This is a genomic window from Azospirillum sp. SYSU D00513 (genome assembly GCF_017356015.1).
Classification (GTDB): Bacteria; Pseudomonadota; Alphaproteobacteria; order Azospirillales; family Azospirillaceae; genus Azospirillum.
The window spans coordinates 34,722-56,354 of sequence record NZ_JAFIQV010000027.1; the positions used below are offsets into that span (position 1 = coordinate 34,722).

The window sequence follows — 21,633 nt, forward strand, 5'->3', positions numbered from 1 at the left end:
TTCCCCCTGGAGTTCGCGGAAGGCCCCCCGCCACCGCGGACGGCTCCGGCGTGAAGCGTGGCCTGAGAGAAACTCTACGCCCGAAACTGTCGCAGCCACGGATTATCGTGTAACGCAGCCTTTTCCATGCGCCGCCGCTGTTACACGAACGTTACGAATCCGCGCCGCTCCACACCGACCCGAGCGGGTCAGGGCTGCGCCCGGAAGGCTGGGCGGTGGCGGGCGGCTTCGGCTAGGGTGGCGGCCCATCCCGAAGGGCATCGCCATGCTGACCGACCCCGCCGATACGATCGCGCCCGTCCACCCGGCCGGGGCCGCCCGAGGCCAGGATGTGCAGAACCCCGGCGGCCCGAACCAGGACCGCCAGAACAACGACAACGTGCCCGCGGCCATCGGCTGTTTCGTGGCGGCCATCGCGCTGTTCTCGGTCATGGACACGCTCATCAAGTTCCTCAGCGCCGGCTATCCGGTGGCGCAGCTGATGTTCGTGCGCTCCTTCGTCGCGCTGTCGCTGGTGGGCGGCTATGTGCTCGCCACCGGCGGGCTGGCGAGCCTGCGGACAAAGCGGCTCGGCTCCCATGTGCTGCGCTCCCTGGCCGGGCTGGCCTCCATGGCCTGCTTCTTCTACGCCTTCAAGCATCTGCCGCTGGCCGAGGTCTATGTGCTGAGCTTCGCCGGGCCGCTCTTCATCACCGCCCTGTCGGTGCCGCTTCTGGGCGAGCGGGTCGGCTGGCGGCGCTGGGCGGCCGTGCTGGTTGGCTTCGGCGGCGTTCTGGTGATGGCGCGCCCCTCGGTGGACGCGCTGCCGCCCTTCCCGGTTCTGGTCGGTCTGGGCGCGGCCTTCTTCTACGCGCTCGCCATGCTGGCGGTGCGCGGCCTCGCCCGGACCGAAAGCAACGGCGCCATTGTGACCTACCTTCTGCTGACTTGCACGGCGGCCAGCGCCGTCTTCGCCCTGCCGGTCTGGGTGGCGCCGTCGGGTGGCGACCTGCTGCTGATGGGGGCGGTGGGGACCTTCGGGGCGGTGGCGCAGCTCTTCATGACCCAGGCCTTCCGGCTGGCCCCCGCCGTGGTGGTGGCGCCCTTCGAATACTCGGGCATGCTCTGGGCGACGCTGCTGGGCTTCCTGGTCTTCGGCGAGGTGCCCACGCAAGCCGTGCTGGCCGGCGCCGCGATCATTATCGCCAGCGGCATCTACATCATCCACCGCGAGGCGGTGCGCGGCCGGGGGTAGAAACGGCGCGCCTTATCCGCCCCTATCCATCCTTCGGCCAATACTCCCGACGTCCCTCAAAAGCTCAGCGTGAATCAACCCCGGGGTGATCTGGGCACAGTCCCCTCGCGCGCAAACGTCACATTCGCGTGATATTTTACCTTTGCGCTATGCCGTAATAGGTATAGGCAGCATCAATGGGGGTGGGCGCGTGGCGCGCCACACGGCATGGGCAAGGGGGGCTGGATCGGCATGTTTGAAAAGTTTCGGAACACCCAGATCAGAACACGCCTGGCGGTGAGCTTCGGCGGCGTTCTTCTGCTGATGATCGTGCTGACGGCGATCGGCATCGGGCAGGTGCACGACATCAAGTCCAGCCTGACCACCATCAACGACGTGAACAACGTCAAGCAGCGCTACGCCATCAACTTCCGCGGCAGCGTGCACGACCGCTCCATCAGCCTGCGCGACGTGACGCTCGCCTCCGGCGCCGAGGCCGTCCGCGCCGAGATCCAGACCATCGAGACGCTGGCCAGGGACTACGCCGAATCGGCCCGGCGGCTCGACGCGATGTTCGCCGAGCGCGCGGACATCATGCCGCGGGAGCGCGACATCCTGCGCGGCATCAAGGAGACGGAGGCCAGGACGCTTCCCATCGTCAAGGCGCTGATCGACCGCCAGCTCGCCGGCGACGACGCGGGTGCGGAGACCCTGCTGATGCGGGAGGCCCGCCCGGCCTTCGTCGAATGGCTCGCCCGCATCAACCAGTTCATCGATTTCCAAGAGGCGGCGAACAAGACGGTCGCCGACCGCGCCCGCGAGGTCGCCGACCGGTTCGAGATCCTGATGGCCACGCTGTGCGCCGCCGCCCTGCTGCTGGGGGCCGGCTTCGCTTGGTGGTCGATCCATTCGGTCAAGCCCCTGCGCCGGGTGACCGCCTCCATGCTGCGCCTCGCCGACGGCGAGCTGGAGGTCGAGATCCCCGCGGTCGGCGGCAAGGACGAGGTGGGCTGCATCGTCCGCGCCCTGCAGATCTTCAAGGACAACATGGCCCGCACCCGCCGGATGGAGCAGGAGGCCGTGGAGGCCGAGCACCGCGCCGAGGCGGAGAAGAAGCGCGTCATGAGCGAACTGGCCGACCAGTTCGAGAGCAGCGTCGGCTCCATCGTCGGTCTGGTCTCCTCGGCCGCGTCGGACCTCGAATCCTCCGCCCGCACGCTCGACGGCACGCTCGACCGCACCAACAGCCAAGCCGGCACCGTCGCCGCCGCCGCCACGCAGGCGACAGCCAACGTGGAGACGGTGGCCGCCGCCTGCGAGGAGCTGACCGCCTCCGTCCGCGGCGTGGGCGAGCAGGTCCGCCAGTCCTCCGACATCTCCTCCCGCGCGGTGCGCAACGCGGAGGAGACGCAATGCACGGCGGAAGGCCTCGTCACCGCCACCCGGAAGATCGGCGAGGTGGTCCAGCTCATCAGCGCCATCGCCGAGCAGACCAACCTGCTGGCGCTCAACGCCACCATCGAGGCCGCGCGCGCCGGCGAGGCCGGCAAGGGCTTCGCCGTCGTGGCGTCGGAGGTGAAAAGCCTCGCCAACCAGACCGCCAAGGCCACCGAGGACATCACCAGCCAGATCGCGGAGGTCCAGGACGTCTCCCACCGCACCGTCGGCTCGATCAAGGAGATCGCGGCGGTGATCGGGGAGAGCAGCGCCATCGCCACGACCATCGCCCAGTCGGTGGAAGAGCAGAACGCCGCGACGCTGGAGATCGCCCGCAACGTGCAGCAGGCCTCGACCGGCACGTCGGAGGTCTCCGACGCCATCGGCCAGGTCAGCGCGGCGGCGGCCGAAGGTGGCCGCGCCGCCAACCGCGTGCTGTCCAGCGCCCAGGAACTCTCGCGCACCGCCGCCTCGCTGCGCCGGGAGGTCGACGGCTTCCTCGCCCAGGTCCGCGCGGCCTGACGGGGCAGGGCGGCCCGCCTCGCGCGGGGTGGGCGGTGAACGCCGCGTCGTTCGTGGATCTTGGGCCGGCTGCCCGCCGGCCCAAGCCGTTCCTGGCTTCTCTCCGGAGGGCGCGCCGGGCGCCCGCTCACCCGTTCAGCGCACCCGCGAGGGCTCCCGCCGACCCGGTTTGGGTCGCGCCGTCATCCTTGAAGCGGGTTGCGCTTGTAGCGTTTATGGCCCATGTGAATGGGCAACGGAATGAGTTCGCCCGAGAGCGCGGCCTGTTCAGCGGGCGGGTCCGGTTGCGATGGAGCCGAGACGATGACCGACACGGCAAGGGCGGAGCGGAACCGCCGCATGGAACCCGTTTCCCCTGCGGTGGAGGAGTTGGGCGAGGTGGAGAGACTGTCCGCCATGCTCGACGGCTTGGCTGGGCGCATGGAGGATCGAGGCGAGCGCTGCAAGCTGTTGGGACCGCGCGGCGAGGAGGTCGAACTTCCGGCTTCGGTGTTCCATGTCCTGGAACGTGCTGCCGGGCTGATGGCCCAGGGCGATGCAGTCACCGTGGTGCCGGTTGGGCAGGAACTCACCACCCAACAGGCGGCGGACCTCCTGAATGTCTCGCGGCAGTATCTGGTAAGGCTTCTGGACGAGGGCCGCATCGCCTTCACGCGGGCTGGTTCCCACCGGCGCATTCTCGCGAAGGATGTTCTGGCCTTCAATCAGACTCGGCGGGTGGAGCGCAGGAACGCGCTGGACAGGCTGGCCGCTCTCAGTGAAGAGAATGGAGGGTATCCCGAACTCGACTGAGTCCGACTGGAAAAGCAAGTGGTTCCGGCACCATTTCCGGGTCGTCCTCGACGCCAACGTCCTCTTCCCCTTCACCGTGCGGGATACCCTGCTCCGCGCGGCCGAGCAGGACTTGTATCTCATCGGATGGTCGGCGAAGATTCTTGAAGAAATGCGTCGGAATCTCGTGAAGACCGGGCACACGACCGAAAGGGGTTCCCACAGCTTGGTCGAAGCGATGCGGGAAGCCTTTCCCGAAGCCGAGATCACCGGGTATCAGTCGCTCATCCCGGCAATGCGAAACGATCCAAAGGACAGGCACGTTGCGGCGGCGGCTATCATGGCCGAGGCACAGGTCATCGTCACGGAGAACATCTCTGACTTCCAGAACTTGCCCGGCGGTCTGGAGGCGAAAACAGTCGATGAATTCCTGTGCGACCTCTTCAACCTGTCTCCAAGGCTCATGGCCGGAACCATAGTGAACCAAGCGGCCGCACTCCGGCGGCCACCGCGCACCCCGGCGGACATTCTGCGGGGCTTGGATCGTTTCGCACCGAGATTCGTCGCCAAGGTCAGGCCGCTGGTCGAATGATCGAAAGGCGGGAAGCCCGCCCCCGCGTCGAGGACGGGCTTCCTGTCTCCGGGGAGCGGCGGTCGGCGCCTACAGCGTGATGGTCCGTACGTCATCCATTGCAGGGCGATGCGCAGTCAACGACAGCGTGCCCCGCCACTCCAGCCGCAGGGAGTCTTCTGCCCCTCTTTTTCGTCCGGCGCTTACCCGTTCAGCGCGCCCGCAACAGCCCGCGCCACCTCGGCGTGGATCGTGTCGCCGTCCTTGAAACCCTTGGGCGTCTGCGCGAGGTAGCAGGCGATGAGAACCGGCGGCTTGCCCGTGGGCCAGACGATGGCGATGTCGTTGAAGGAGCCGTTGCCGGTGCCCGTCTTGTCGCCGACGCGCCAGCCCGGCGTCAGCCCTGCGCGCAGGCGCTTGTCGCCGGTCTTGTTGGCGACCATCCAGTGGATGAGCTGCTCGCGCGAGGCCGGGCGCAGGGCGTCGCCGATCATCAGACGCTCCATGCTGTGGATGATCGCGTCCGGCGTCGTCGTGTCGCGCGGGTCGCCTGGGATGGCGCTGTTCAGCGTCGGCTCGTTGCGGTCGAGCCGCGTGTGACGGTCCCCCAGCGTCCGCACGAAGGCGGTCAGCCCGGCCGGATCGCCGACGGCGGGAAGCAGCAGGTTCGCCGCGACGTTGTCGCTGAGCGTCATCGTGGACTCGCACAGCTCCGCCACCGTGGGCGCCGGGCCGTTCAGGCGGGTCTCCGTGAAGGGCGCGTAGGGGACCATGTCGGCGGGCGTCACCGGGATGCGGCGGTCCAGGCTCTCCCGACCCTCGTCCACCCGCCTCAGGATCGCGGCGGCCAATAGAAATTTGAAGGTGCTGCACATCGGGAACATCTCGTCCGCGCGCCAGCCGAAGCGTCGTCCGCTGCCGGTGTCATGCACCGACACGCCCAGCCGTCCGCCGCTGCGCCGCTCCAGCGCCGCCATGCCGTCGCGCAGCCCCTTGGCTCCCGAAAAGCCTTTGTCTGCTGCCCCCACGCGCGTCGCGGCCAGCAGTGCCGCACCGCCCGCCACGGCCAGGAAACCCCGTCGTCCGATCATTCCATCCTCCAGTTTCGTTCTGTGGCTGGCGGGACGGTAGTCGCGTTCGGAAGGAGCGGCAAAAGACGATATCTGTGGCGAGACCCTAGAAAAATTTGTGCATAGTCGCGCGCGCCTATTCGCTCCGATCTTCCCGTTGTTGGACGTTCCGTGCTGAACACCTCTGCCCCATCCAACATCAATAGGACAGCATTCCTTAAATCCGACCCGGTTGTAGGATACTCAACCCAGGTCGGACGCCGCTGATTTGCCGCTGGCCTCTCCCGACTCCCCCGCGCCCTCGGCGAAGGAGCCCCATGACCGCCGCCCTTGGCTTCCGTCGTGGTGGCTCCTGCGTCCCACGCGACTGCCCCCAGGGGCTTGCGGCGCTGGGCTTCTACAGCCGTGCCATGGGGGATGCCTGGGACCGCGGTGATCCGCGTTGCCTGGACAGCGCCTATTGGGAATATGTGTCGATGATCCGCGAGGCCCGCGCGGCTGCGCGCGCTCAATTCCTTCGCCGCCCCCTCCTGGACACTCCCGCCGGGCGTCAGGCCGCGCGGCTGCGGCCTTCCGTCGCGGCGGCGGACGATTCCAATAGGGCGAGCTGGTCCGTGATCCCCATGCCGGCCAGGATGCGCCGCACGCGCGGGGCTGGGTTCAGGAACTCCGCGGCACCGCCGCGCCCGCGCACCGCCTCCTGCAAGGTCAGCAGCACGCCCACGCCGGACGCGTCGATGAAGTCCACGCCGGCGAGGTCGATCCGCAGGCACAGGCCCGCATGGGCCGCCGCGGCGCGGAGCAGCGGGCGCAGGCGCGGCAGCGCCCGGTGGTCCAGGCTGCCGGCCAGCCGCACGCGAAGGCGCGGCGCCACCTGTCCCAGCGGGACCGCCAACCCTTCGACCGTGAGGGACGCTCCCTCGCCACGCATCATCCGCTCCACATCATAGGCGGTTCGACAGATCCGCCTTTCTTGGGGAGTCGGAGATAACCATGCGATGGCGATGGATGCGTGACGGTGATGTTTCCGTTCCATGACGGCGCACCCGCTTTGCACCTCCGCCTATCCCGCATGCCGGAAAGCTTGCCTCCCGCAACGCGGGGCACCACCACAGACGGGCTTGCGCAAGGCGGCATCCTCCGAACATTATGCGGGAGGTTCAATCAAGACGGAGCGCCCCCGCGCCCAAGGCCGGGGACACCATGAACGATTCCGCAAGCGGCCCAAGTAGGCCGCAGGACGCCTGGCAGGTTCCGGACGTTCTGCGGCGGCCCAGCGACAGGCCCCCCGGGATGCGGCACTCCAGCCGTGCCCGGTCCGCGCCCCATGCGCCACGCGCATCCCGACCCGATTCAGGCCCGAAGGGGCGCGGTCAGCTCAAGACCGCACCAGGATCGGCGCGCCCGCGCCACCGATCCGTCCCTCGTCTGTTTGCTGAAAACCACCACACCGGATTGACCGATGCTTGGCTTTGAGATCGCGATCGTCTTCGCGCTGATGCTGCTGAACGGCGTTTTCGCCATGTCGGAGCTGGCCGTCGTGTCCTCCCGCCGCGCGCGGCTCCAGCAGATGGCCGAACAGGGATCGGCCGGCGCGAGAACCGCCCTGCGGATGGTCGAGGACCCCAGCCGCTTCCTCAGCACGGTCCAGATCGGCATCACCATGGTCGGCGTCGTCGCCGGTGCCTTCGGTGGCGCCACGCTGGGTGACCGGCTGGGCGCCTGGCTGGAGGAGATCCCGGCGCTCGCCGGCTATGGCAGGGGAATCGGCGTTGGCTCGGTGCTCGTCGCCATCACCTATCTCTCCATCGTGCTGGGCGAACTGATCCCCAAGCGCATCGCGCTGAAGGATCCCGAGCGCATCGCCGCCGCCGTCGCCCGCCCGATGCGCGCCCTGTCGCGCATCGCCGCCCCCTTCGTCTGGCTGCTCGGCATCTCGACGGACGCGCTGCTGCGCCTGCTCGGCCTGCACGGCGAGCGGGAGGCGACGGTGACGGAGGAGGAGGTCCGCTCCATGATCACGGAAGGAACCGAGGCCGGCGTCTTCGCGCCCGAGGAAAAGAAGATGATCGACGGTGTGCTCCGGCTCGCCGACCGGTCGGTGCGCAGCATCATGACGCCCCGGCCCGACGTGATCTGGCTCGATGCCAACGACAGCCAGGACGCCCTGCTGGAGGAGATCAAGGAAGGCGCCCATTCGCGCTATCCCGCCTGCCGGGGCGAGCTGGACGAGTTGCTGGGCGTCGTGCACACGCGCGACCTGCTCGGCCTCGCCTTCCAGGGCAAGCCGCTCGACCTCGCGGCCTCGGCCACCAAGCCGCTGGTCGTCCATGACGGCACCCCCATCCTGAAGCTGCTGGAGCTGATGAAGCGCTCCGGCATGCACATGGCGGTCGTGGTGGACGAGTACGGCAGCATCGAGGGCGTCGTCACCATCACCGACATACTGGAGACCATCGCCGGCGACCTGCCGGAGGTCGGGGAGGAGCCGGAGTCGGCCGCCGTGCGCCGCGAGGACGGCAGCTGGCTGATCGAGGGCTGGATGCCGGTGGACGAGTTCGAGGACACGGTCGGCATCAAGGGCGTGAAGAACAGCGGCGATTTCCACACCGTCGCCGGCTATGTGCTGAACTGCATCGGGCACATCCCCACGGCCGGCGAAACCTTCGAGCGCGACGGCATCCGCTACGAGGTCGTGGACATGGACGGCCGCCGCATCGACAAGGTGCTGGTCATGCCGGTTCCGGCGGCCGCGGAAGAGCCGTAACTGCCGGGCGGCGGCGCGGGGAAGACCCCTGCGCCCGCCGTCCCCGTCTTTCCATGCCGATTGTGAAGTGTTGGTTGCGCCGTCGGACGGGGTTCGACAGACGCCCGCGCGCGCCTGTATCCTTTCGCGCAGGCTGCACGGTATTGCGTAATCATGCATGTTGATGCATGGTCCTGCGTGACGATGAACGATCGGCCCATAGCCAAGGGCCGGCATTCCCTCGACTGGAGTTTCCATGACCTCCCTGGTTTCCGACGGGCGGGGCGACGCGGCGCCGCGCGCGGCGCGGCGGGCCACCTGCCTGCTGTTCCTGATGTGCGGCATCGCCCTGTCGAGCTGGGCGCCCATGGTCCCCATCGTCAAGGCGCGGCTCGGGCTGGAGGAAGGGGAGCTTGGCCTCATCCTCCTGGCGCTGGGAAGCGGCGGCATGGCGATGATGCCGATGACCGGCGCGCTCATCGAACGGTTCGGGAGCCGGCTGACGCTCCTGGTCGCCGGGATCGCGGCGGCAGTGGCGCTGCCGCTGCTCACCATGGCCCCGTCCGGGCCGGCGCTCGCCGCGGTGCTGTTCCTGTTCGGCGGCGCCGTCGGGGTGGTCGATGTGGCGATGAACGCCCAGGCCGTGCTGGTGGAAGCGCGCTATGGGCGGCCGCTGATGTCCTCCTTCCACGGCCTCTTCTCGGTCGGTGGCCTCGTCGGCGCCCTGGGCATGAGCGCGCTGGTCGGCACCGGCCTGGCGCCGCTGGCCTGCGGGCTCGGCGTCGGCGCGCTGGTCGCCGCCATCACCCTCACCCAGCATCGCGATGTGCTCGGGCCGGACCGGGACGCCCCGCGTGCCGCCGGCGGCCCGGTCTTCGTGCTGCCGCGCGGCGGCTCGCTCCTGCTCGGGCTGCTGTGCTTCGCCGTCTTCATGCTGGAAGGCGCGGTGCTGGACTGGAGCGCCGTTTTCCTGCGCTTCTTCCGGGGCTTCGGCGAGTCGCAGGCCGGTCTGGGTTACGCGGCCTTCTCCGTCGCCATGGCGGTGGGGCGCTTCACGGGCGACCGGCTGACCCAGGCGCTCGGCCCGGTCAACGTCGTGCGGGTCGGCGGGCTCCTGACGGTGGCGGGGCTGCTCATCGCCGTGGCGCTGCCCTGGGGGGCTGCGGGGCTGCTCGGCTTCGTGATCATCGGGCTGGGGGCCAGCAACATCGTGCCGGTTCTCTTCAGCGCCGCCGGACGGCTGCCGGACATGCCCGCCAGCACGGCCATCGCCGCCGTCTCCACTCTGGGCGGGGCGGGGCTGCTCTTCGGGCCGGCCGTGATCGGCTTCGCCGCCGAGGTGACGACGCTGCCACTGGCCCTGGGGCTCGTGGCCGTCATGATGGCGGCCGTGGCGCTCAGCGCCCGCATCGTCCGTCCGGCCTGACCTGTTCGCCTGACCCGCGCGGCGCCGAAAATTGTACATCCGGCCTTGGAATCGGCCTATGGTTCCTGGGGCCAGGATTTTGCGACCGCGACGCGCGATTTGATGGAATAGACGCTCGCCGCGCCACGTTTGTCACAGGGCAAGCTTAAGCGGGGGGAAGAGCGATGCGTTCGAAGACATTGATGGCCGGCGTGCTGGCGGCGTCCCTGCTGGCGTCGGGCTGCGCCAGCAACTCGGAAGAGGCGGCGGGGCTGGCGCTGGTGGGCGCCGCCGTCGTCGGCCTGGGCATCCTCGCGGTCAGCGACGATGACGGGGACGACTGGCACGACGACCATGACCGCCGCCGGGGCCATCACGGCTACCGCGACCGCGGCTGGGACGACGATGACGGCTGCCGCCGCCGCCACCGCCACGGCAAGCACCGCTGCTGAGCCCCAATGCGGGACTGGTGGCGGGGCCGGTCAGGAGGAGGCGGACGACCGCCGCTTGCGCCGCCATTCGGTCCATCGCCGCTCGCCCCAGACCATGAGGCGGGCGGTCGGGCGCTTCAGGAAGGGAATGTCCTGGGCCAGCAGCAGAACGCCCAGCGGCAGCATCCACAGGCCGAGGACCGGCAGGAAGCTGAAGAAACCGCCGACGATCAGCAGCAGGGCGATCGGGACGCGCAGCCAGATCATGCGGGGCTCGCGCAGGCCCCGCAGCCCGCGGCCGATCGGCCCGGGGAGCTTCTGCTCCAGCTTGTCGAACTGGCGGTCGATGCGCTTGTCGTAGATATCGTCGGTCACGGCGTGTCCAGAGGTTTCGGGCAGGGTTCGGGCGGGGAACCCGCCACCGTCCTTCACAAGCCTCGCATTCAACAGGCGGCGCGCTCCCGCCATTCCAAGTGGGTGTCCTTCCGGAATAGGCGAAGGCTTTTTTAGGTTCCGGTCCGGCCAAGATTTTTTGAGGCTGCCGGGATTAAGCCCGCCATGCGCCGCGTATACGGTGCGTCCGGTTGAGGGGAAGACGAAAGAGAATGGACATATCAAGTCATCTCGGTGTCCTGCGCCGCTACGCGCTGGTGCTGACGCGGGATGCCGACCGGGCCGAGGATCTCGTGCAGGAAGCCGTTCTGCGCGCGCTGGAAGGCGCTCGCACGCTGCGCGACGGCACCGATCCCAAGCCCTGGCTGCTGTCCATCCTCCACAACACCCACGTGTCGCGCTGTCGCCGCCTGAAGACGGAGCGCGAGGCGGAATCGGCCCTCGTGCAGGCCGACGGCCTGTCCGGGAACCCGTCGGCGCCGCAGGCGGCCCGCGTGGAGCTCGGCCAGACCATCGAGGCCCTGATGGACCTGCCCGAGGAGCAGCGCGAGGTGCTGATGCTCGTGGCGATCGAGGGGATGAGCTACCGCGACGTGGCCGACTGCCTGGGGGTGCCGCTCGGCACCGTCATGTCGCGGCTGGCGCGCGGCCGGGCGGCCCTGCGCGCCGCGACGGAACGTTCGACGGACCGCCCGGGTGAAACCGGGCAGGGACCGCATCTGCGATTGGTAAGGTGATCCGATGCCCGCACCCATTCCCGAGGAAGACCTGCTCGCCTATGTGGACGGCCAGCTCGACGTGGCGCGCCGGATTGAGGTGGAGGCCTATCTCCAGGACCATCCCGACCTTGCCGCCCGCGTCATGCGGGACATGCGGCTGCGCGACGAGATCAACCTCTTTCTGACGGCCGGTCCCGTCCTAGGCCCCGCTACGGGCACGGCACCGCTTCCCGTCACGGCCGCCGTGGCGGCCCAGGTCCTCCCGCTTCCCGCCCGCCCGCGCCGCCGCGCGGCGGCGCAGCTCCGCGCGGCGGTGGCGGCGGCCGTCTTCATCGGCATCGGCTGGTCGGCCCACGCGCTGTTCGGCAACGTGCTGGCCGATCCGGTCGCCGCCGCCCATCCCGTGCCCGTCTTCGCCGACGAGGCGGTCGAGGCGCACCGCTCCGCCATCGAGGCGGGGGAGACCTTCGGCGGCCAGCCGCCGGAGCGGGCGCCGGCGCTCGCCCGTGTCGCCTCCCAGTCGGCGGGCGGCGCCCTTCCCATCCCCGAATTTCCGAAGGAACTGCACGCCCTGACGTCGCGCATCGTCCCCTGGGACGTGGGCAGCGCGGTCCAGGTGGTCTACGAGGCCGCCGGTTCCGACCGCGTCACCCTGTTCGCGGCCGAGGACGGCAGCTTCTCGGCAACCCGTCCCGAATCCGCGCGGTTCGGTGATCTGTCGGTCGTCTACTGGCAGCAGGGCCACCATGTGTATGCCCTGTGCGGAAAGCTGCCGGCGTCCGAGCTGATGGCCTACGCCAAGGCCGTGCAGGCTTCCTGGTTCTGAACCGGTACCGACCCGAACACATCGAGAGGAAACTATGGTGAACCCGCACTACTCCCCCTTCGGCGCGGCGGCCGGCCTGTCCCAGGCCGCGTACGACGAGGGCCTGCGCAAGCACATGCTGCGCATCTACAACATGATGATGCTGGGTCTGGCCCTGACGGGCGCGGTCGCCTTCCTCGTCGCCAACACCCCGGCTCTCTACGTGCCGATCTTCACCACCCCGCTGAAGTGGGTGGTCATGCTGGCGCCGCTGGCCTTCATCATGGTGCTGTCCTGGCGCTTCCAGAGCATGTCGGCGGCCAGCCTCCAGGCGCTGTTCTGGGCCTTCTGCGGCGTCATGGGCCTGTCCATGGCCTCGATCTTCCTGGTCTACACGGGCGCCAGCGTCGCGCGCGTCTTCTTCATCACCTCGGCGCTGTTCGCGGGCATGAGCCTTTACGGCTACACCACGAAGGCCGACCTGTCGAAGATGGGCTCCTTCCTGATGATGGGCCTGCTCGGCATCGTGCTGGCCAGCCTGGTCAACATCTTCATCGGCTCCAGCGCCCTGCAGTTCGCCATCTCGGTGATCGGCGTGCTGGTGTTCACGGGCCTCACCGCCTACGACACCCAGCGCATCAAGGAAGAGTTCGCCGAGGGCTACGGCCACGAGACGAACACCAAGATGGCCGTCATGGGCGCGCTGTCGCTCTACCTGAACTTCATCAATCTCTTCAACATGCTGCTCCACCTGACCGGCCAGCGCGAGGAGTGATCCCGGACGGCATCACGCGGATTTTTGAGCTTCGGATTCGAGCTTCGGAATAGACGCTTCAGACAGTCAGGAACGAGGACCATGGAACACAACGAGCGCCAGATCATCGATGGCCTGTTCGACAAGCTCCGGCAGGCGGAGATGCAGTCCGGCCCGCGTGACCCCGAGGCGGAAAGCCACATCCGCGCGCATGTCACCCGCCAGCCGGCGGCACCCTACCTGATGGCCCAGACCATCGTCATGCAGGAGCAGGCGCTGGCCGCCATGCAGGCCCGCAACGAGGAGCTGGAGCGCCAGCTCCAGGAGCGTCCGGCGGCCTCCTCCGGCGGGCTGTTCGGCGGGCTGTTCGGCGGCTCCAAGCCGGCGCCGCAGCCGCAGTCTTCCGGCTACGGCCAGCCGGCCATGCGTCAGGGTGGACCCTGGGGCAACCAGCAGGCGCCGGGCTACGGTGACCCGCGGGTCGGCGCCTACGCCAACCCGCAGTACCGACACGGCGGCGGGGGCGGCTTCATGGCCGGCGCCATGCAGACCGCCATGGGCGTGGCCGGCGGCATGCTGCTCGGCAACGCGCTGATGGGTGCCTTCTCCGGCGACGAGGCCCAGGCGGCCGAAGCCCCTGCGGAGCCGGCGGCGGAAGCCGACCAGGCGAGCTGGGACCAGGGCGGCGGCGAGGACTTCGGCGGCGATTTCGGCGACGAGATCTAAGCCCGGCCATTCCTGGCCGACCGGGCCGCGCGGGGACAGCCCCGCGCGGCCTTTTTTCATGGCGGAATTTCCCCATGCCGCGTGTTGACCGGCCCAGATCTTTCGGCCACTCTGCCCGCCGCCTATGACATGGGGTGCCCGCTGGGCGGGCTGAGATCACACCCATAGAACCTGACCTGGGTCGTACCAGCGGAGGGATCGTCTGCGGGCCGCGGCTTGTCCGGTTCTTTCCGTCCCGCCCCGGTTCCCGGCTCCCCCAATGGTCCGTTCCGCGCCGTGGGGAAGAGATGATGAGGACCGGACGCAACCGAACGATGGCCAGCGCGCTGCCCCTGATCGGGCTTCTCCTGGCCCATGCCGCCGCACCTGTGCGGGCGGAAGAGGATATCTCCATCCCCGTCCTCGTGCCCGTCACCGGCTTCCTGTCGCTGGAAGGCACCAGCCAGCGCAACGGCGCGCTGCTGGCCCTGAAGGACGCCGTCCCCGGCCTGACCATCCGCTCCGACGTCATCGACACCGGCACCTCGCCCGAAGCCGCCGTGACCGCGCTGGAACGGGCGGCGGGCGGTGGCGGGGTCGTCGCGGTGGGGGCCAGCATGCTCGGCACCCAGATGCTCGCCATGCTGCCGCTGGCCGAGGAATACGGGCTGCCGCTGGTCACCGTGTCCGGCACCGCCTCCATCACCGAGCAGGGCAACCCCTGGGTCTTCCGCTTCTTTCCCGGCGACGCCGTGACCAAGGAAGCGCACGCCCGCTACGTGGTGGAGGAGCTGGGCAAGCGGCGCGCGGCCGTGATTTACCAGACCACCGCCTACGGGCAGAGCGGCAAGGCCCATCTCGACACCGTGCTGAAGCGGCTGGGCGCCGAGCCGGTCTTCGCCGAAGGGGTGGACCCCACCGCCAAGGACCTGCTGCCGGTGCTGACCAAGGCGCTCGCCGCCGGTCCCGACGTGCTGATCCTGCACCTGCATTCCGGCCCGACCGCCCTGTTCCTGCGCCAAGCCGCGGCGCAGGGGCTGACCATCCCGGTCGTCGCCGGCTCCGCCATGCACCAGCCGAGCACGGCGGCCCTGCTTGAGCCCGCCGAGCTGAAGGGGGTCTGCGCGGAGACCGCCGCCTCCCCCGTGTCCGGCGGCTCGCCGGAGATGGAGGCCTTCACCGAGGCCTACCGGCGGGAGTTCAAGGCGGAGCCGGACGCCTTCGCGCTCGGCCAGTATGACGGCACGCGCATGGTGCTGGAGGCGGTGAAGGCCGGCGCCCGCACGCCCCAGGCGGTGCGCGACGCCCTGGCCGGCGGCACCCACAAGGGGCTCGCCATGACCTACCGCTCCGACGGGAAGGGCAACATGGCCCATTCCGCCGTGATCGTCTGCTACGACGGCGCCAGCCGCGTCCCAAAGCTCGCCAAGCGCTACGACAACGTGACGGGCGTCGTGCCGTGAGGCACCGCCGGTGATCATCCTCCAGCTCCTGGTGAACGGGGTGGCGCTGGGGGCGGCCTACGCGCTGGTGGCACTGGGCTTCGTGCTGGTGCTGAACGCGACGTCGGCGGTGAACTTCGCGCAGGGCGACCTCGTCATGGCCGGCGGGCTGCTGGCCGTGGCCGCGGCGCCCCTGCTGCCCCTGCCGGGGGTGCTGCTGCTCCCGGTGGTGATGGCGCTCATGGCCGGGCTGGGGGTGCTGCTGGCGTTGGCGGCCTACATGCCCCTGCGTCGGCGCCCGCCGGTCTCGGTCTTCATCAGCACCATCGCGGTGGGCATCATCCTCCAGAATGGGGCCTCGGTCCTGTTCGGGCCGGAGCCGCGCGCGGCTCCACCGCTCTTCTCCGGCGGGTCGCTGAGCCTCGGCGGGCTGGTCGTGGCCGAACAGAGCCTCGCCATCATCGCCGTGGCGGGGCTGCTGATCGCGGCGCAGGGCTGGCTCTTTGCCCGCACCCAACTCGGCCGCCGCCTGCGCGCGACCGCCCAGGATCCGGAGATGGCGCGCGCCTGCGGCGTCCCGGTCACGGCGATGATCCTCGCCACCTTCGCGTTGGGTACGGCCTATGCCGGGGTCGCGGGGCTGCTGCTCGCCAACCAGTTCTTCGTCGCACCCACGGCGGGCGGCGACCTGATCCTCAAGGCCTACATCGCCGTTACCATCGGCGGCTGGGGGTCGGTGCCGGGGGCGGTGGCCGGGGCGCTGGTGATCGCGCTGTTCGAAGTGGGGGTGTCGTCGGTCCTGTCCTACCCCGTCGCACTGGGCGCCTTGTACGTCACGCTCCTGCTCATCCTGGTCGCCCGGCCGCAGGGCCTCTTCGGGGAGGCGGCGCGGCGCCGTGCGTGACCTCCGCAGCCTCGGCCAGCCCCTGCTCCTCGCGTCGGGTGCCCTGGCCCTGACCTCGTACGCCCTGCTGTACGCGTCTCCCTACGAGCTGCGCGTGCTGACCGTCGCCGGGGTGTACGCGTTGGCCGTGACCGGCTTCCAGATCGTCTTCGGGCTGGCCGGCGCCCTGTCGCTGGCGCATGGCGCCTTCTTCGGGCTCGGCGCCTACGCCACGGGCATCCTCGGCAGCCGCTACGGGCTGGGCTTCGCCGCGACCTTCCCGCTGTCACTCCTGCTGCCGCTGGTGGTGGCGCTGCTGGTCGGGCTGCCCGTGCTGCGGCTGGAATCGCACTACTTCGCGCTGGCGACGCTCGGGGTGGCGCAGGTCGTGCTCCTGCTGGCGGTCAACCTGCCGGACCTGACCGGCGGGGCGAACGGGCTGCCCGGTGTGCCGGGCGTGGTGCTGTTCGGCTGGGCGGTGCCGCGCGGGCTTCCGCTGGCAGCGCTCGTCTGGGGCATGGTGGCTTTCGGCGGGCTGCTGGCCTGGCGTGTGGCGCGCGGACGGCTCGGCCGGGCGCTGGTGCTGGTGCGCGACGACCCGCTGGCGGCGGCGGCGCTGGGGCTCGACGTCGGGCGCCTGCGGCTGGCGGCTTTCGCTCTCAGCGCGGTCTTCGCGGGCGCCGCCGGTGCCCTGTCCGTCCACACCCAGCGCGTGGTGTCGCCGGAAGTGCTGGAATTCCCGGTGATGGTCTCGGTCCTGACCATGGCCGTGGTCGGCGGGCGCGGGCGGGTCGCGGGGGCAATCCTCGGCGCGCTCCTCCTGATCCACCTGCCGGAATGGTTCCGCGCGCTCGAGCGCAGCTACCTCATCGTCTATGGCGTGGCGCTTCTGGCCGCGGTGATCGCCGCCCCGCAGGGGCTGACCGGGCTGCTGGACCGGCTTCTCCCGCCACGGGACCGCGCCCCCCCGCGCCCCGTGCCGCCGGCCGAACCCGCCCGCTCCGGCCCGGGGCCGGCACTGGTGGTGAGAGGACTCGCCAAATCCTTCGGCGGCGTCCGCGCGGTGGACGGCGTCTCCTTCGCCCTGGAGCCAGGCGCCATCACCGGCCTCATCGGCCCGAACGGCTCGGGCAAGACGACCGTGATCAACCTGCTGTCCGGGCTGGAGCGGCCCGACGCCGGGACTGTGGAGCTGTTCGGGACGGAAACGGCGGGATGGCGCCCCGACCGCATCGCCCGCGCCGGCCTTGCCCGCACCTTCCAGTCCGGAGCCCTGCCGGACGGCGCGACCGTGCTGGAGGCGGTGGCCGCCGCGCGGCTGGCGGAGGACCCCGGCCTCGTCCCGGCGGAAGCGCACGCCCTGTGGGCGCTGGAACGGCTCGGCGCCGGCGGCCTCGCCGGGCGCCTCTGCGGCGACCTGCCGGCGGCCCTGCGCCGCCGGGTCGAGCTGGCACGCGCGCTGGCCCGCCGCCCCGGCCTTCTGCTGCTCGACGAGCCGGCGGCCGGCCTGACCGACGCGGAGAAGGCCGACCTTGCCGGCCATCTGCGTGCCGCCGCGGCGGAGGGCACGGCGGTGCTGGTGGTGGAGCATGACATGGGATTCCTGCTTCCGCTCGCCGGGCGCGTCCTCTGCCTCGACCAGGGCCGCCTGCTCTATGAGGGGCCGCCGGAGGGCGTGCGGCGGGACCCGGCGGTGGTCGCCGCCTATCTCGGGGAGGGGACCGCATGACGGCGCTGCTGCGCGTCGAGGATCTGACGGCCGGCTACGGCGGCGCCGTGGCGGTGGACGGGCTGTCCCTGGCCTTGGAGGCGGGTGAGGCGGTGGCCCTGCTCGGCGCCAACGGGGCCGGCAAGTCCACCCTGCTGAAGGCCGTGCTCGGGCTCGTGCCGGCCAGCCGAGGCCGGATCTGGATCGGCGGCGAGGAGGCGACGGGCCTCGCCGTGGAGCGCCGGGTGAGGCTGGGGCTGGGCTACGTGCCGGAGGGCCGCCGCGTCTTCCCCGGCATGAGCGTGCGCGACAATCTGGAGGTGGCGAGCCCGCTCGGCCGTGCCGGCCGGGCGGCGGATCTCGACGCGGTCTTCGCGCTGTTCCCCGCCCTGGAAGGAAAGGCGGCGGAGCGGGCCTGGCGTCTGTCGGGCGGCCAGCAGCAGATGCTGGCGGTCGGGCGCGCGCTGATGGGCCGGCCCCGGCTGCTCCTGCTCGACGAGCCGTCGCTCGGCCTGTCGCCGAAGCTGGCGGGTGAGGTGTTCGCCGCGGTGAAGGCGATTGCCGGCACCGGCACCGCCGTGCTGGTCGCCGAACAGAGTGCGGCGCGCGCTCTCGGCGCCGCGCGCCGCGCGGTCCTGCTGCGGCTTGGCCGCGTCGTCCATGACGGTCCGGCGGACCGGCTGCCCGACGATGCCCTGCGGGACGCCTTTCTAGGCGGCTGAGGGGACAAATCCGCGGGAAAACGCCTGATGTCACCGCCCTTTCGCTTGCGGCGCGCACCACGGAAGAGCTAGTTTCCTCCGCTTTTGTTGGCATGGACAGCGTTATGACCGTCAAACCCTTCGCCGCCGCTTTCGCGAGTCTCCTGCTGCTGGGGGCCTCCTCCTCCGGCGCGGTCCGGGCGGAGGAGTGGCGCGTGGCCGAACTGGTGCCCGGGTCCGAATGGCCCAGCACCGGCTTGCCGTTCCCGATGGGCCAGTTGCCGGTGCCCGCGCTGGAGAACGTGCCGGCGCCCCCGCCCGACCCCGAACCCGCGGCCACGGCGCGCAAGGACGGGCCCGCCGTGCTGGAACATGGCTGGGAGGGCGGGCCGAGCAAGGACAAGGACGGCAACTTCGCCTATTGCGTGGTCGAGGGGCAGTACGACACAGGCCATGCGCTGATGCTGGCGCGCAACGCCAGGGGGGAGCTGAACGTCGGCATCGGCATTCCCGGCGCCGAACTGCCCAAGGACGAGCAGTGGCCGGTCGAGATCCTCGTGGACGGCAAGCTGAAGCGCGAGCGCACCGCCGTCGCGCCGCAACGCGACATGCTGGTGATCGCCAACGGCCGCGACGAGGAGCTGTATGACGCCCTGATGAACGGGAACCAGTTCATCGTGACCTCGGCCGCGGACCGCATCGGCTTCACGCTGAAGGGCACGAAGAGGGCGCTGGCCGACCTGAGGACCTGCGTGGAGAAGAGCGGCCAAGTGCCGCCCTTCAAGCCCGTGGTGGTGTCCGAGAAGGTGAAGGCGGGCGCTGCCGCGCTGCCAGCACCGCTCATGGATCTCCTGGCCGCCGCCGGATTGGAGGAGATCGAGCCGATCGGCTTCGGCCAGACGCCGCCGGAGCAGCGCGCGGCCGACTTCGCCTGGCGCTACGGCCCGATCTTCGGCGGGGTCCGCGAGAGCGCGGTCAAGGAGGGCGCCAAGCTCACCGACCTGTCCGATGAGTTCGCCGGCTCCATGAAGGCGCGCTGCGGCGGCAAGGCGACCGTTGCCTTCACCGACCAGGAGGATCTGCCGGAGGTGTCCTTGCGCACCGGCAGCGTCGAGTGCGCGACGGAGAAGGGCGTGCTGCACGTCTCCCTCCTGTTCTTCCTGTCCCCCGACCGGCTCTTCACGGTCATCTTCCACGAGGCCGCCGAGACCGACCGCCAGCTCGCGGACAAGGCGACCGGGAACATCGCCCGGGTCATCCGCACCGTGGCGGCGGAGCCGGCCGAGACGGGCGCGGGGGACAAGAGCGCTTCGGACAAGCCGAAGCAGAATTGACCCGAAGGGATGGCCCATTCCGGGCCGTCCTCCCGATGAATGGTTGAAGCGGCCGGGTGCACCGCACACCTTCCCTGCCATGCCGCAAGACGCCACTCCGTTGAACAGATCAGCCGGCAGCGACGCCGGCGCGGCCGTGACCTCGGCGGCGTCGGGAGTCCTGGCGCGGCAGAACCTGCGCGACAGCGCGCTCTTCCTGCTCCTGCTCGCCGCGGCCCTCGGGGCCGTCGTCGGCCTCGCCGTGGCCGGCCTGCACGACGCCGTGCTGTGGGCGCAGGCGGCGGTGTTCGGCCTGCCCCCGGACCAGCATCTGGGTGGCGCCACGACGGGCGGGATCGACCCCTGGCGCGTCATGCTGATTCCGGCGGGCGGCGGGTTGCTGCTGGGCGTGCTGGTCGCGCTGGTGCGGCGCTGGCGCCCGCGCGACATCGTCGACCCCGTGGAGGCGAACGCGCTGTACGGCGGCAAGATGTCCCTGCTGGACAGCCTGCGGCTGACCATCGCCACCATCCTGTCCAACGTCTCCGGCGTGTCGGTGGGCATGGAGGCCGCCTACAGCCAGGCCGGCGGCGGCCTTGCCTCCTCCTTCGGGCAGCGGCTGCGGCTGCGCCGGTCGGACCTGCGCACGCTGGTCGGCTGTGGCGTGGCGGCGGCCATCGCGACGGCCTACGGCACGCCGCTGGCCGGGGCCTTCTACGCCTTCGAACTGGTGCTGGGCGGCTACACCATGGCGACGCTGGCGCCGGTCGGCACCGCCGCCCTGTCGGCCGTCGTGGTGTCCGGCTTCTTCTTCGACCATTCCCTGCCGCTGTCGGTCGGCCGGCCGGTCGCGGTGGACGGCTGGGACTACGCGGCTTGCGCGGTCGCCGGTTTCCTGGCCGGCTGGCTCAGCATCCTCACCATGCAGGCCGTGACCCTGGCGGAGCGCGGGTTCCGCGCGCTGCCGGTCCCCTCCTGGCTGCGGCCGGCGCTCGGCGGGCTGTGCCTGGGCGGGATCGCGCTCTTCGTGCCGCAGGTGCTGGGCGCCGGGCCGGGCGCCGACCCGGCCGGATTCGGCGGCGGCGTCGCGATCCTGGCCCTGCTGCTCTGCGCGAAGATCGCCGCCTCGGCCGTCTCGCTCGGCAGCGGTTTCCGCGGCGGGCTGTTCAGCGCGTCGCTTTTCCTGGGCGGGCTCTTCGGCGGGCTGCTGGCGATCTTCACCGACACCATGCTGCCGGACATGGGCATCGACGGGGCGCTGCTGATGCTGGTGGGGATGGGGGCCGTCGCGGCCGGGGTGATCGGGGCGCCGATCACCATGGTGCTGCTGGTGCTGGAAGCGACCCAGGACCTGTGGGCGGCGTCCGGCGTGCTGATGGGAGTCGTGATTTCCACCGTCGTGGTGCGGCAGGCCTTCGGCTACTCCTTCGCCACATGGCGCTTCCACCTGCGCGGCGTGCCGATCCGCGGCGCCCACGACATCGGCTGGGTGGCCGAGCTGTCGGCGTTGCGCCTGATGCGTTCCGACGCCAAGACCGCGCCGGAGACGCAGACCATCGAGTCCCTGCGCCGGCTCTACCCGCTGGGCAGCGCCAAGACCGTCTTCGCGGTGGACAACCAGACCGGCTTCGCCGGCATCGTGGACATGGCCGCCGTGCACGACCCGGACATGGACGGCCGGGCGGCCGAGCTGAAGGTCGGCGACCTCGCGCACCATGGCGATGCCTTCCTGCTGCCCGGCGACGACATCCGCAAGATCCTGCGCCGCTTCAGCGAGGCGGAGGTGGAAACCCTGCCGGTCCTGGCCGCGCGCGGCGACCGCCGCATCGTCGGCTATGTCAGCGAGGCCTTCGCGCTGCGCCGCTACAGCCAGGAACTGGAGCGGCGGCGCAGCGAGGAACTGGGCGAGAACAGCCTCTACGGGCGGGATTGATACCGGGTTCGGAAAATTCCGACCTCCGAACCCGGTATAGAGCCGCGACTGCGGCCCCGCGCCCCGCCCCCCGCGCCACGGGGCGCGGAAGTCCTGACCACAGGTCAGGAC

The 21,633-nt window shown here is 70.5% G+C and carries 20 protein-coding genes and 1 riboswitch; of the genes, 17 read left to right on the forward strand and 3 right to left on the reverse strand.

Annotation, left to right across the window (positions count from 1 at the left end; all coding sequences use genetic code 11):
* The first annotated feature begins 265 nt into the window (after positions 1-265).
* From JUB11_RS19690 to JUB11_RS19705, 4 genes are all read left to right on the forward strand, one after another.
* Positions 266-1,234, forward strand: a complete 969-nt coding sequence (locus JUB11_RS19690; protein WP_207460277.1) for a DMT family transporter — start codon at positions 266-268, stop codon at positions 1,232-1,234.
* Positions 1,235-1,465: 231 nt separating this feature from the next.
* Complete coding sequence (locus tag JUB11_RS19695; RefSeq protein ID WP_207460278.1) at positions 1,466-3,172, forward strand: methyl-accepting chemotaxis protein; 1,707 nt, start codon at positions 1,466-1,468, stop codon at positions 3,170-3,172.
* 303 nt (positions 3,173-3,475) lie between these two features.
* On the forward strand, positions 3,476-3,964 hold the full coding sequence (locus JUB11_RS19700) for an excisionase family DNA-binding protein (protein WP_207460279.1): 489 nt from the start codon (positions 3,476-3,478) through the stop codon (positions 3,962-3,964).
* Positions 3,939-4,535, forward strand: coding sequence for a PIN domain-containing protein (locus tag JUB11_RS19705; protein WP_207460280.1), 597 nt, complete (start codon positions 3,939-3,941; stop codon positions 4,533-4,535). Before JUB11_RS19700 ends, JUB11_RS19705 begins: the two co-directional genes overlap by 26 nt.
* Positions 4,536-4,717: 182 nt before the next feature.
* Here the strand turns inward: JUB11_RS19705 and bla are convergent, their stop codons facing one another.
* A complete protein-coding gene (gene bla / locus JUB11_RS19710; RefSeq protein WP_207460281.1) occupies positions 4,718-5,605 on the reverse strand; it encodes a class A beta-lactamase in 888 nt (295 codons plus the stop codon).
* A gap of 529 nt (positions 5,606-6,134) precedes the next feature.
* Complete coding sequence (locus JUB11_RS19715; protein ID WP_207460282.1) at positions 6,135-6,518, reverse strand: STAS domain-containing protein; 384 nt, start codon at positions 6,516-6,518, stop codon at positions 6,135-6,137.
* 528 nt (positions 6,519-7,046) lie between these two features.
* Here JUB11_RS19715 and JUB11_RS19720 point away from each other — a divergent pair.
* From JUB11_RS19720 to JUB11_RS19730, 3 genes are all read left to right on the forward strand, one after another.
* Positions 7,047-8,351 (forward strand): hemolysin family protein, encoded by a 1,305-nt coding sequence (locus JUB11_RS19720; protein WP_207460283.1) that lies wholly within the window; start codon positions 7,047-7,049, stop codon positions 8,349-8,351.
* Between the two features lie 235 nt (positions 8,352-8,586).
* Positions 8,587-9,756 (forward strand): MFS transporter, encoded by a 1,170-nt coding sequence (locus JUB11_RS19725; RefSeq protein ID WP_207460284.1) that lies wholly within the window; start codon positions 8,587-8,589, stop codon positions 9,754-9,756.
* 164 nt (positions 9,757-9,920) lie between these two features.
* The gene (locus JUB11_RS19730) at positions 9,921-10,187 is read left to right on the forward strand and encodes a hypothetical protein (protein ID WP_207460285.1); all 267 of its coding nucleotides are present in this window, start codon (positions 9,921-9,923) and stop codon (positions 10,185-10,187) included.
* A gap of 30 nt (positions 10,188-10,217) precedes the next feature.
* Here the strand turns inward: JUB11_RS19730 and JUB11_RS19735 are convergent, their stop codons facing one another.
* On the reverse strand, positions 10,218-10,541 hold the full coding sequence (locus JUB11_RS19735) for a hypothetical protein (protein ID WP_207460286.1): 324 nt from the start codon (positions 10,539-10,541) through the stop codon (positions 10,218-10,220).
* Positions 10,542-10,771: 230 nt separating this feature from the next.
* Here JUB11_RS19735 and JUB11_RS19740 point away from each other — a divergent pair, with 230 nt between their 5' ends.
* The 10 genes from JUB11_RS19740 to JUB11_RS19785 all read left to right on the forward strand — a co-directional run bounded on the left by JUB11_RS19740 (position 10,772) and on the right by JUB11_RS19785 (position 21,522).
* On the forward strand, positions 10,772-11,296 hold the full coding sequence (locus JUB11_RS19740; RefSeq protein WP_207460287.1) for a sigma-70 family RNA polymerase sigma factor: 525 nt from the start codon (positions 10,772-10,774) through the stop codon (positions 11,294-11,296).
* A 4-nt stretch (positions 11,297-11,300) separates the two neighbouring features.
* Positions 11,301-12,104, forward strand: coding sequence for a hypothetical protein (locus JUB11_RS19745; RefSeq protein ID WP_207460288.1), 804 nt, complete (start codon positions 11,301-11,303; stop codon positions 12,102-12,104).
* Between the two features lie 34 nt (positions 12,105-12,138).
* Complete coding sequence (locus tag JUB11_RS19750) at positions 12,139-12,858, forward strand: Bax inhibitor-1/YccA family protein (protein ID WP_207460289.1); 720 nt, start codon at positions 12,139-12,141, stop codon at positions 12,856-12,858.
* Positions 12,859-12,939: 81 nt separating this feature from the next.
* The gene (locus tag JUB11_RS19755; protein ID WP_207460290.1) at positions 12,940-13,563 is read left to right on the forward strand and encodes a DUF2076 domain-containing protein; all 624 of its coding nucleotides are present in this window, start codon (positions 12,940-12,942) and stop codon (positions 13,561-13,563) included.
* Between the two features lie 120 nt (positions 13,564-13,683).
* A riboswitch (TPP riboswitch) is annotated at positions 13,684-13,779 on the forward strand.
* Positions 13,780-13,877: 98 nt separating this feature from the next.
* Complete coding sequence (locus tag JUB11_RS19760) at positions 13,878-15,005, forward strand: ABC transporter substrate-binding protein (RefSeq protein ID WP_207460291.1); 1,128 nt, start codon at positions 13,878-13,880, stop codon at positions 15,003-15,005.
* 10 nt (positions 15,006-15,015) lie between these two features.
* Positions 15,016-15,888 (forward strand): branched-chain amino acid ABC transporter permease, encoded by an 873-nt coding sequence (locus JUB11_RS19765; RefSeq protein ID WP_207460292.1) that lies wholly within the window; start codon positions 15,016-15,018, stop codon positions 15,886-15,888.
* On the forward strand, positions 15,881-17,596 hold the full coding sequence (locus JUB11_RS19770; RefSeq protein WP_207460293.1) for an ATP-binding cassette domain-containing protein: 1,716 nt from the start codon (positions 15,881-15,883) through the stop codon (positions 17,594-17,596). Before JUB11_RS19765 ends, JUB11_RS19770 begins: the two co-directional genes overlap by 8 nt.
* Complete coding sequence (locus JUB11_RS19775) at positions 17,593-18,297, forward strand: ABC transporter ATP-binding protein (RefSeq protein ID WP_207460294.1); 705 nt, start codon at positions 17,593-17,595, stop codon at positions 18,295-18,297. The genes JUB11_RS19770 and JUB11_RS19775 overlap by 4 nt, the downstream gene beginning before the upstream one ends.
* A 104-nt stretch (positions 18,298-18,401) precedes the next feature.
* Positions 18,402-19,610, forward strand: a complete 1,209-nt coding sequence (locus tag JUB11_RS19780; protein WP_207460295.1) for a hypothetical protein — start codon at positions 18,402-18,404, stop codon at positions 19,608-19,610.
* Positions 19,611-19,710: 100 nt separating this feature from the next.
* A complete protein-coding gene (locus tag JUB11_RS19785; RefSeq protein ID WP_247887178.1) occupies positions 19,711-21,522 on the forward strand; it encodes a chloride channel protein in 1,812 nt (603 codons plus the stop codon).
* The last annotated feature ends 111 nt before the right edge of the window (positions 21,523-21,633 follow it).

Excerpts from the sequence above, each read along its gene's own strand:
- JUB11_RS19690 (WP_207460277.1), top strand. The coding sequence starts at position 266 with ATGCTGACCGACCCCGCCGATACGATCGCGCCCGTCCACCCGGCCGGG.
- JUB11_RS19695 (WP_207460278.1), top strand. The coding sequence starts at position 1,466 with ATGTTTGAAAAGTTTCGGAACACCCAGATCAGAACACGCCTGGCGGTG.
- JUB11_RS19700 (WP_207460279.1), top strand. The coding sequence starts at position 3,476 with ATGACCGACACGGCAAGGGCGGAGCGGAACCGCCGCATGGAACCCGTT.
- JUB11_RS19705 (WP_207460280.1), top strand. The coding sequence starts at position 3,939 with ATGGAGGGTATCCCGAACTCGACTGAGTCCGACTGGAAAAGCAAGTGG.
- bla (WP_207460281.1), bottom strand. The coding sequence starts at position 5,605 with ATGATCGGACGACGGGGTTTCCTGGCCGTGGCGGGCGGTGCGGCACTG.
- JUB11_RS19715 (WP_207460282.1), bottom strand. The coding sequence starts at position 6,518 with ATGATGCGTGGCGAGGGAGCGTCCCTCACGGTCGAAGGGTTGGCGGTC.
- JUB11_RS19720 (WP_207460283.1), top strand. The coding sequence starts at position 7,047 with ATGCTTGGCTTTGAGATCGCGATCGTCTTCGCGCTGATGCTGCTGAAC.
- JUB11_RS19725 (WP_207460284.1), top strand. The coding sequence starts at position 8,587 with ATGACCTCCCTGGTTTCCGACGGGCGGGGCGACGCGGCGCCGCGCGCG.
- JUB11_RS19730 (WP_207460285.1), top strand. The coding sequence starts at position 9,921 with ATGCGTTCGAAGACATTGATGGCCGGCGTGCTGGCGGCGTCCCTGCTG.
- JUB11_RS19740 (WP_207460287.1), top strand. The coding sequence starts at position 10,772 with ATGGACATATCAAGTCATCTCGGTGTCCTGCGCCGCTACGCGCTGGTG.
- JUB11_RS19745 (WP_207460288.1), top strand. The coding sequence starts at position 11,301 with ATGCCCGCACCCATTCCCGAGGAAGACCTGCTCGCCTATGTGGACGGC.
- JUB11_RS19750 (WP_207460289.1), top strand. The coding sequence starts at position 12,139 with ATGGTGAACCCGCACTACTCCCCCTTCGGCGCGGCGGCCGGCCTGTCC.
- JUB11_RS19755 (WP_207460290.1), top strand. The coding sequence starts at position 12,940 with ATGGAACACAACGAGCGCCAGATCATCGATGGCCTGTTCGACAAGCTC.
- JUB11_RS19760 (WP_207460291.1), top strand. The coding sequence starts at position 13,878 with ATGGCCAGCGCGCTGCCCCTGATCGGGCTTCTCCTGGCCCATGCCGCC.
- JUB11_RS19775 (WP_207460294.1), top strand. The coding sequence starts at position 17,593 with ATGACGGCGCTGCTGCGCGTCGAGGATCTGACGGCCGGCTACGGCGGC.
- JUB11_RS19780 (WP_207460295.1), top strand. The coding sequence starts at position 18,402 with ATGACCGTCAAACCCTTCGCCGCCGCTTTCGCGAGTCTCCTGCTGCTG.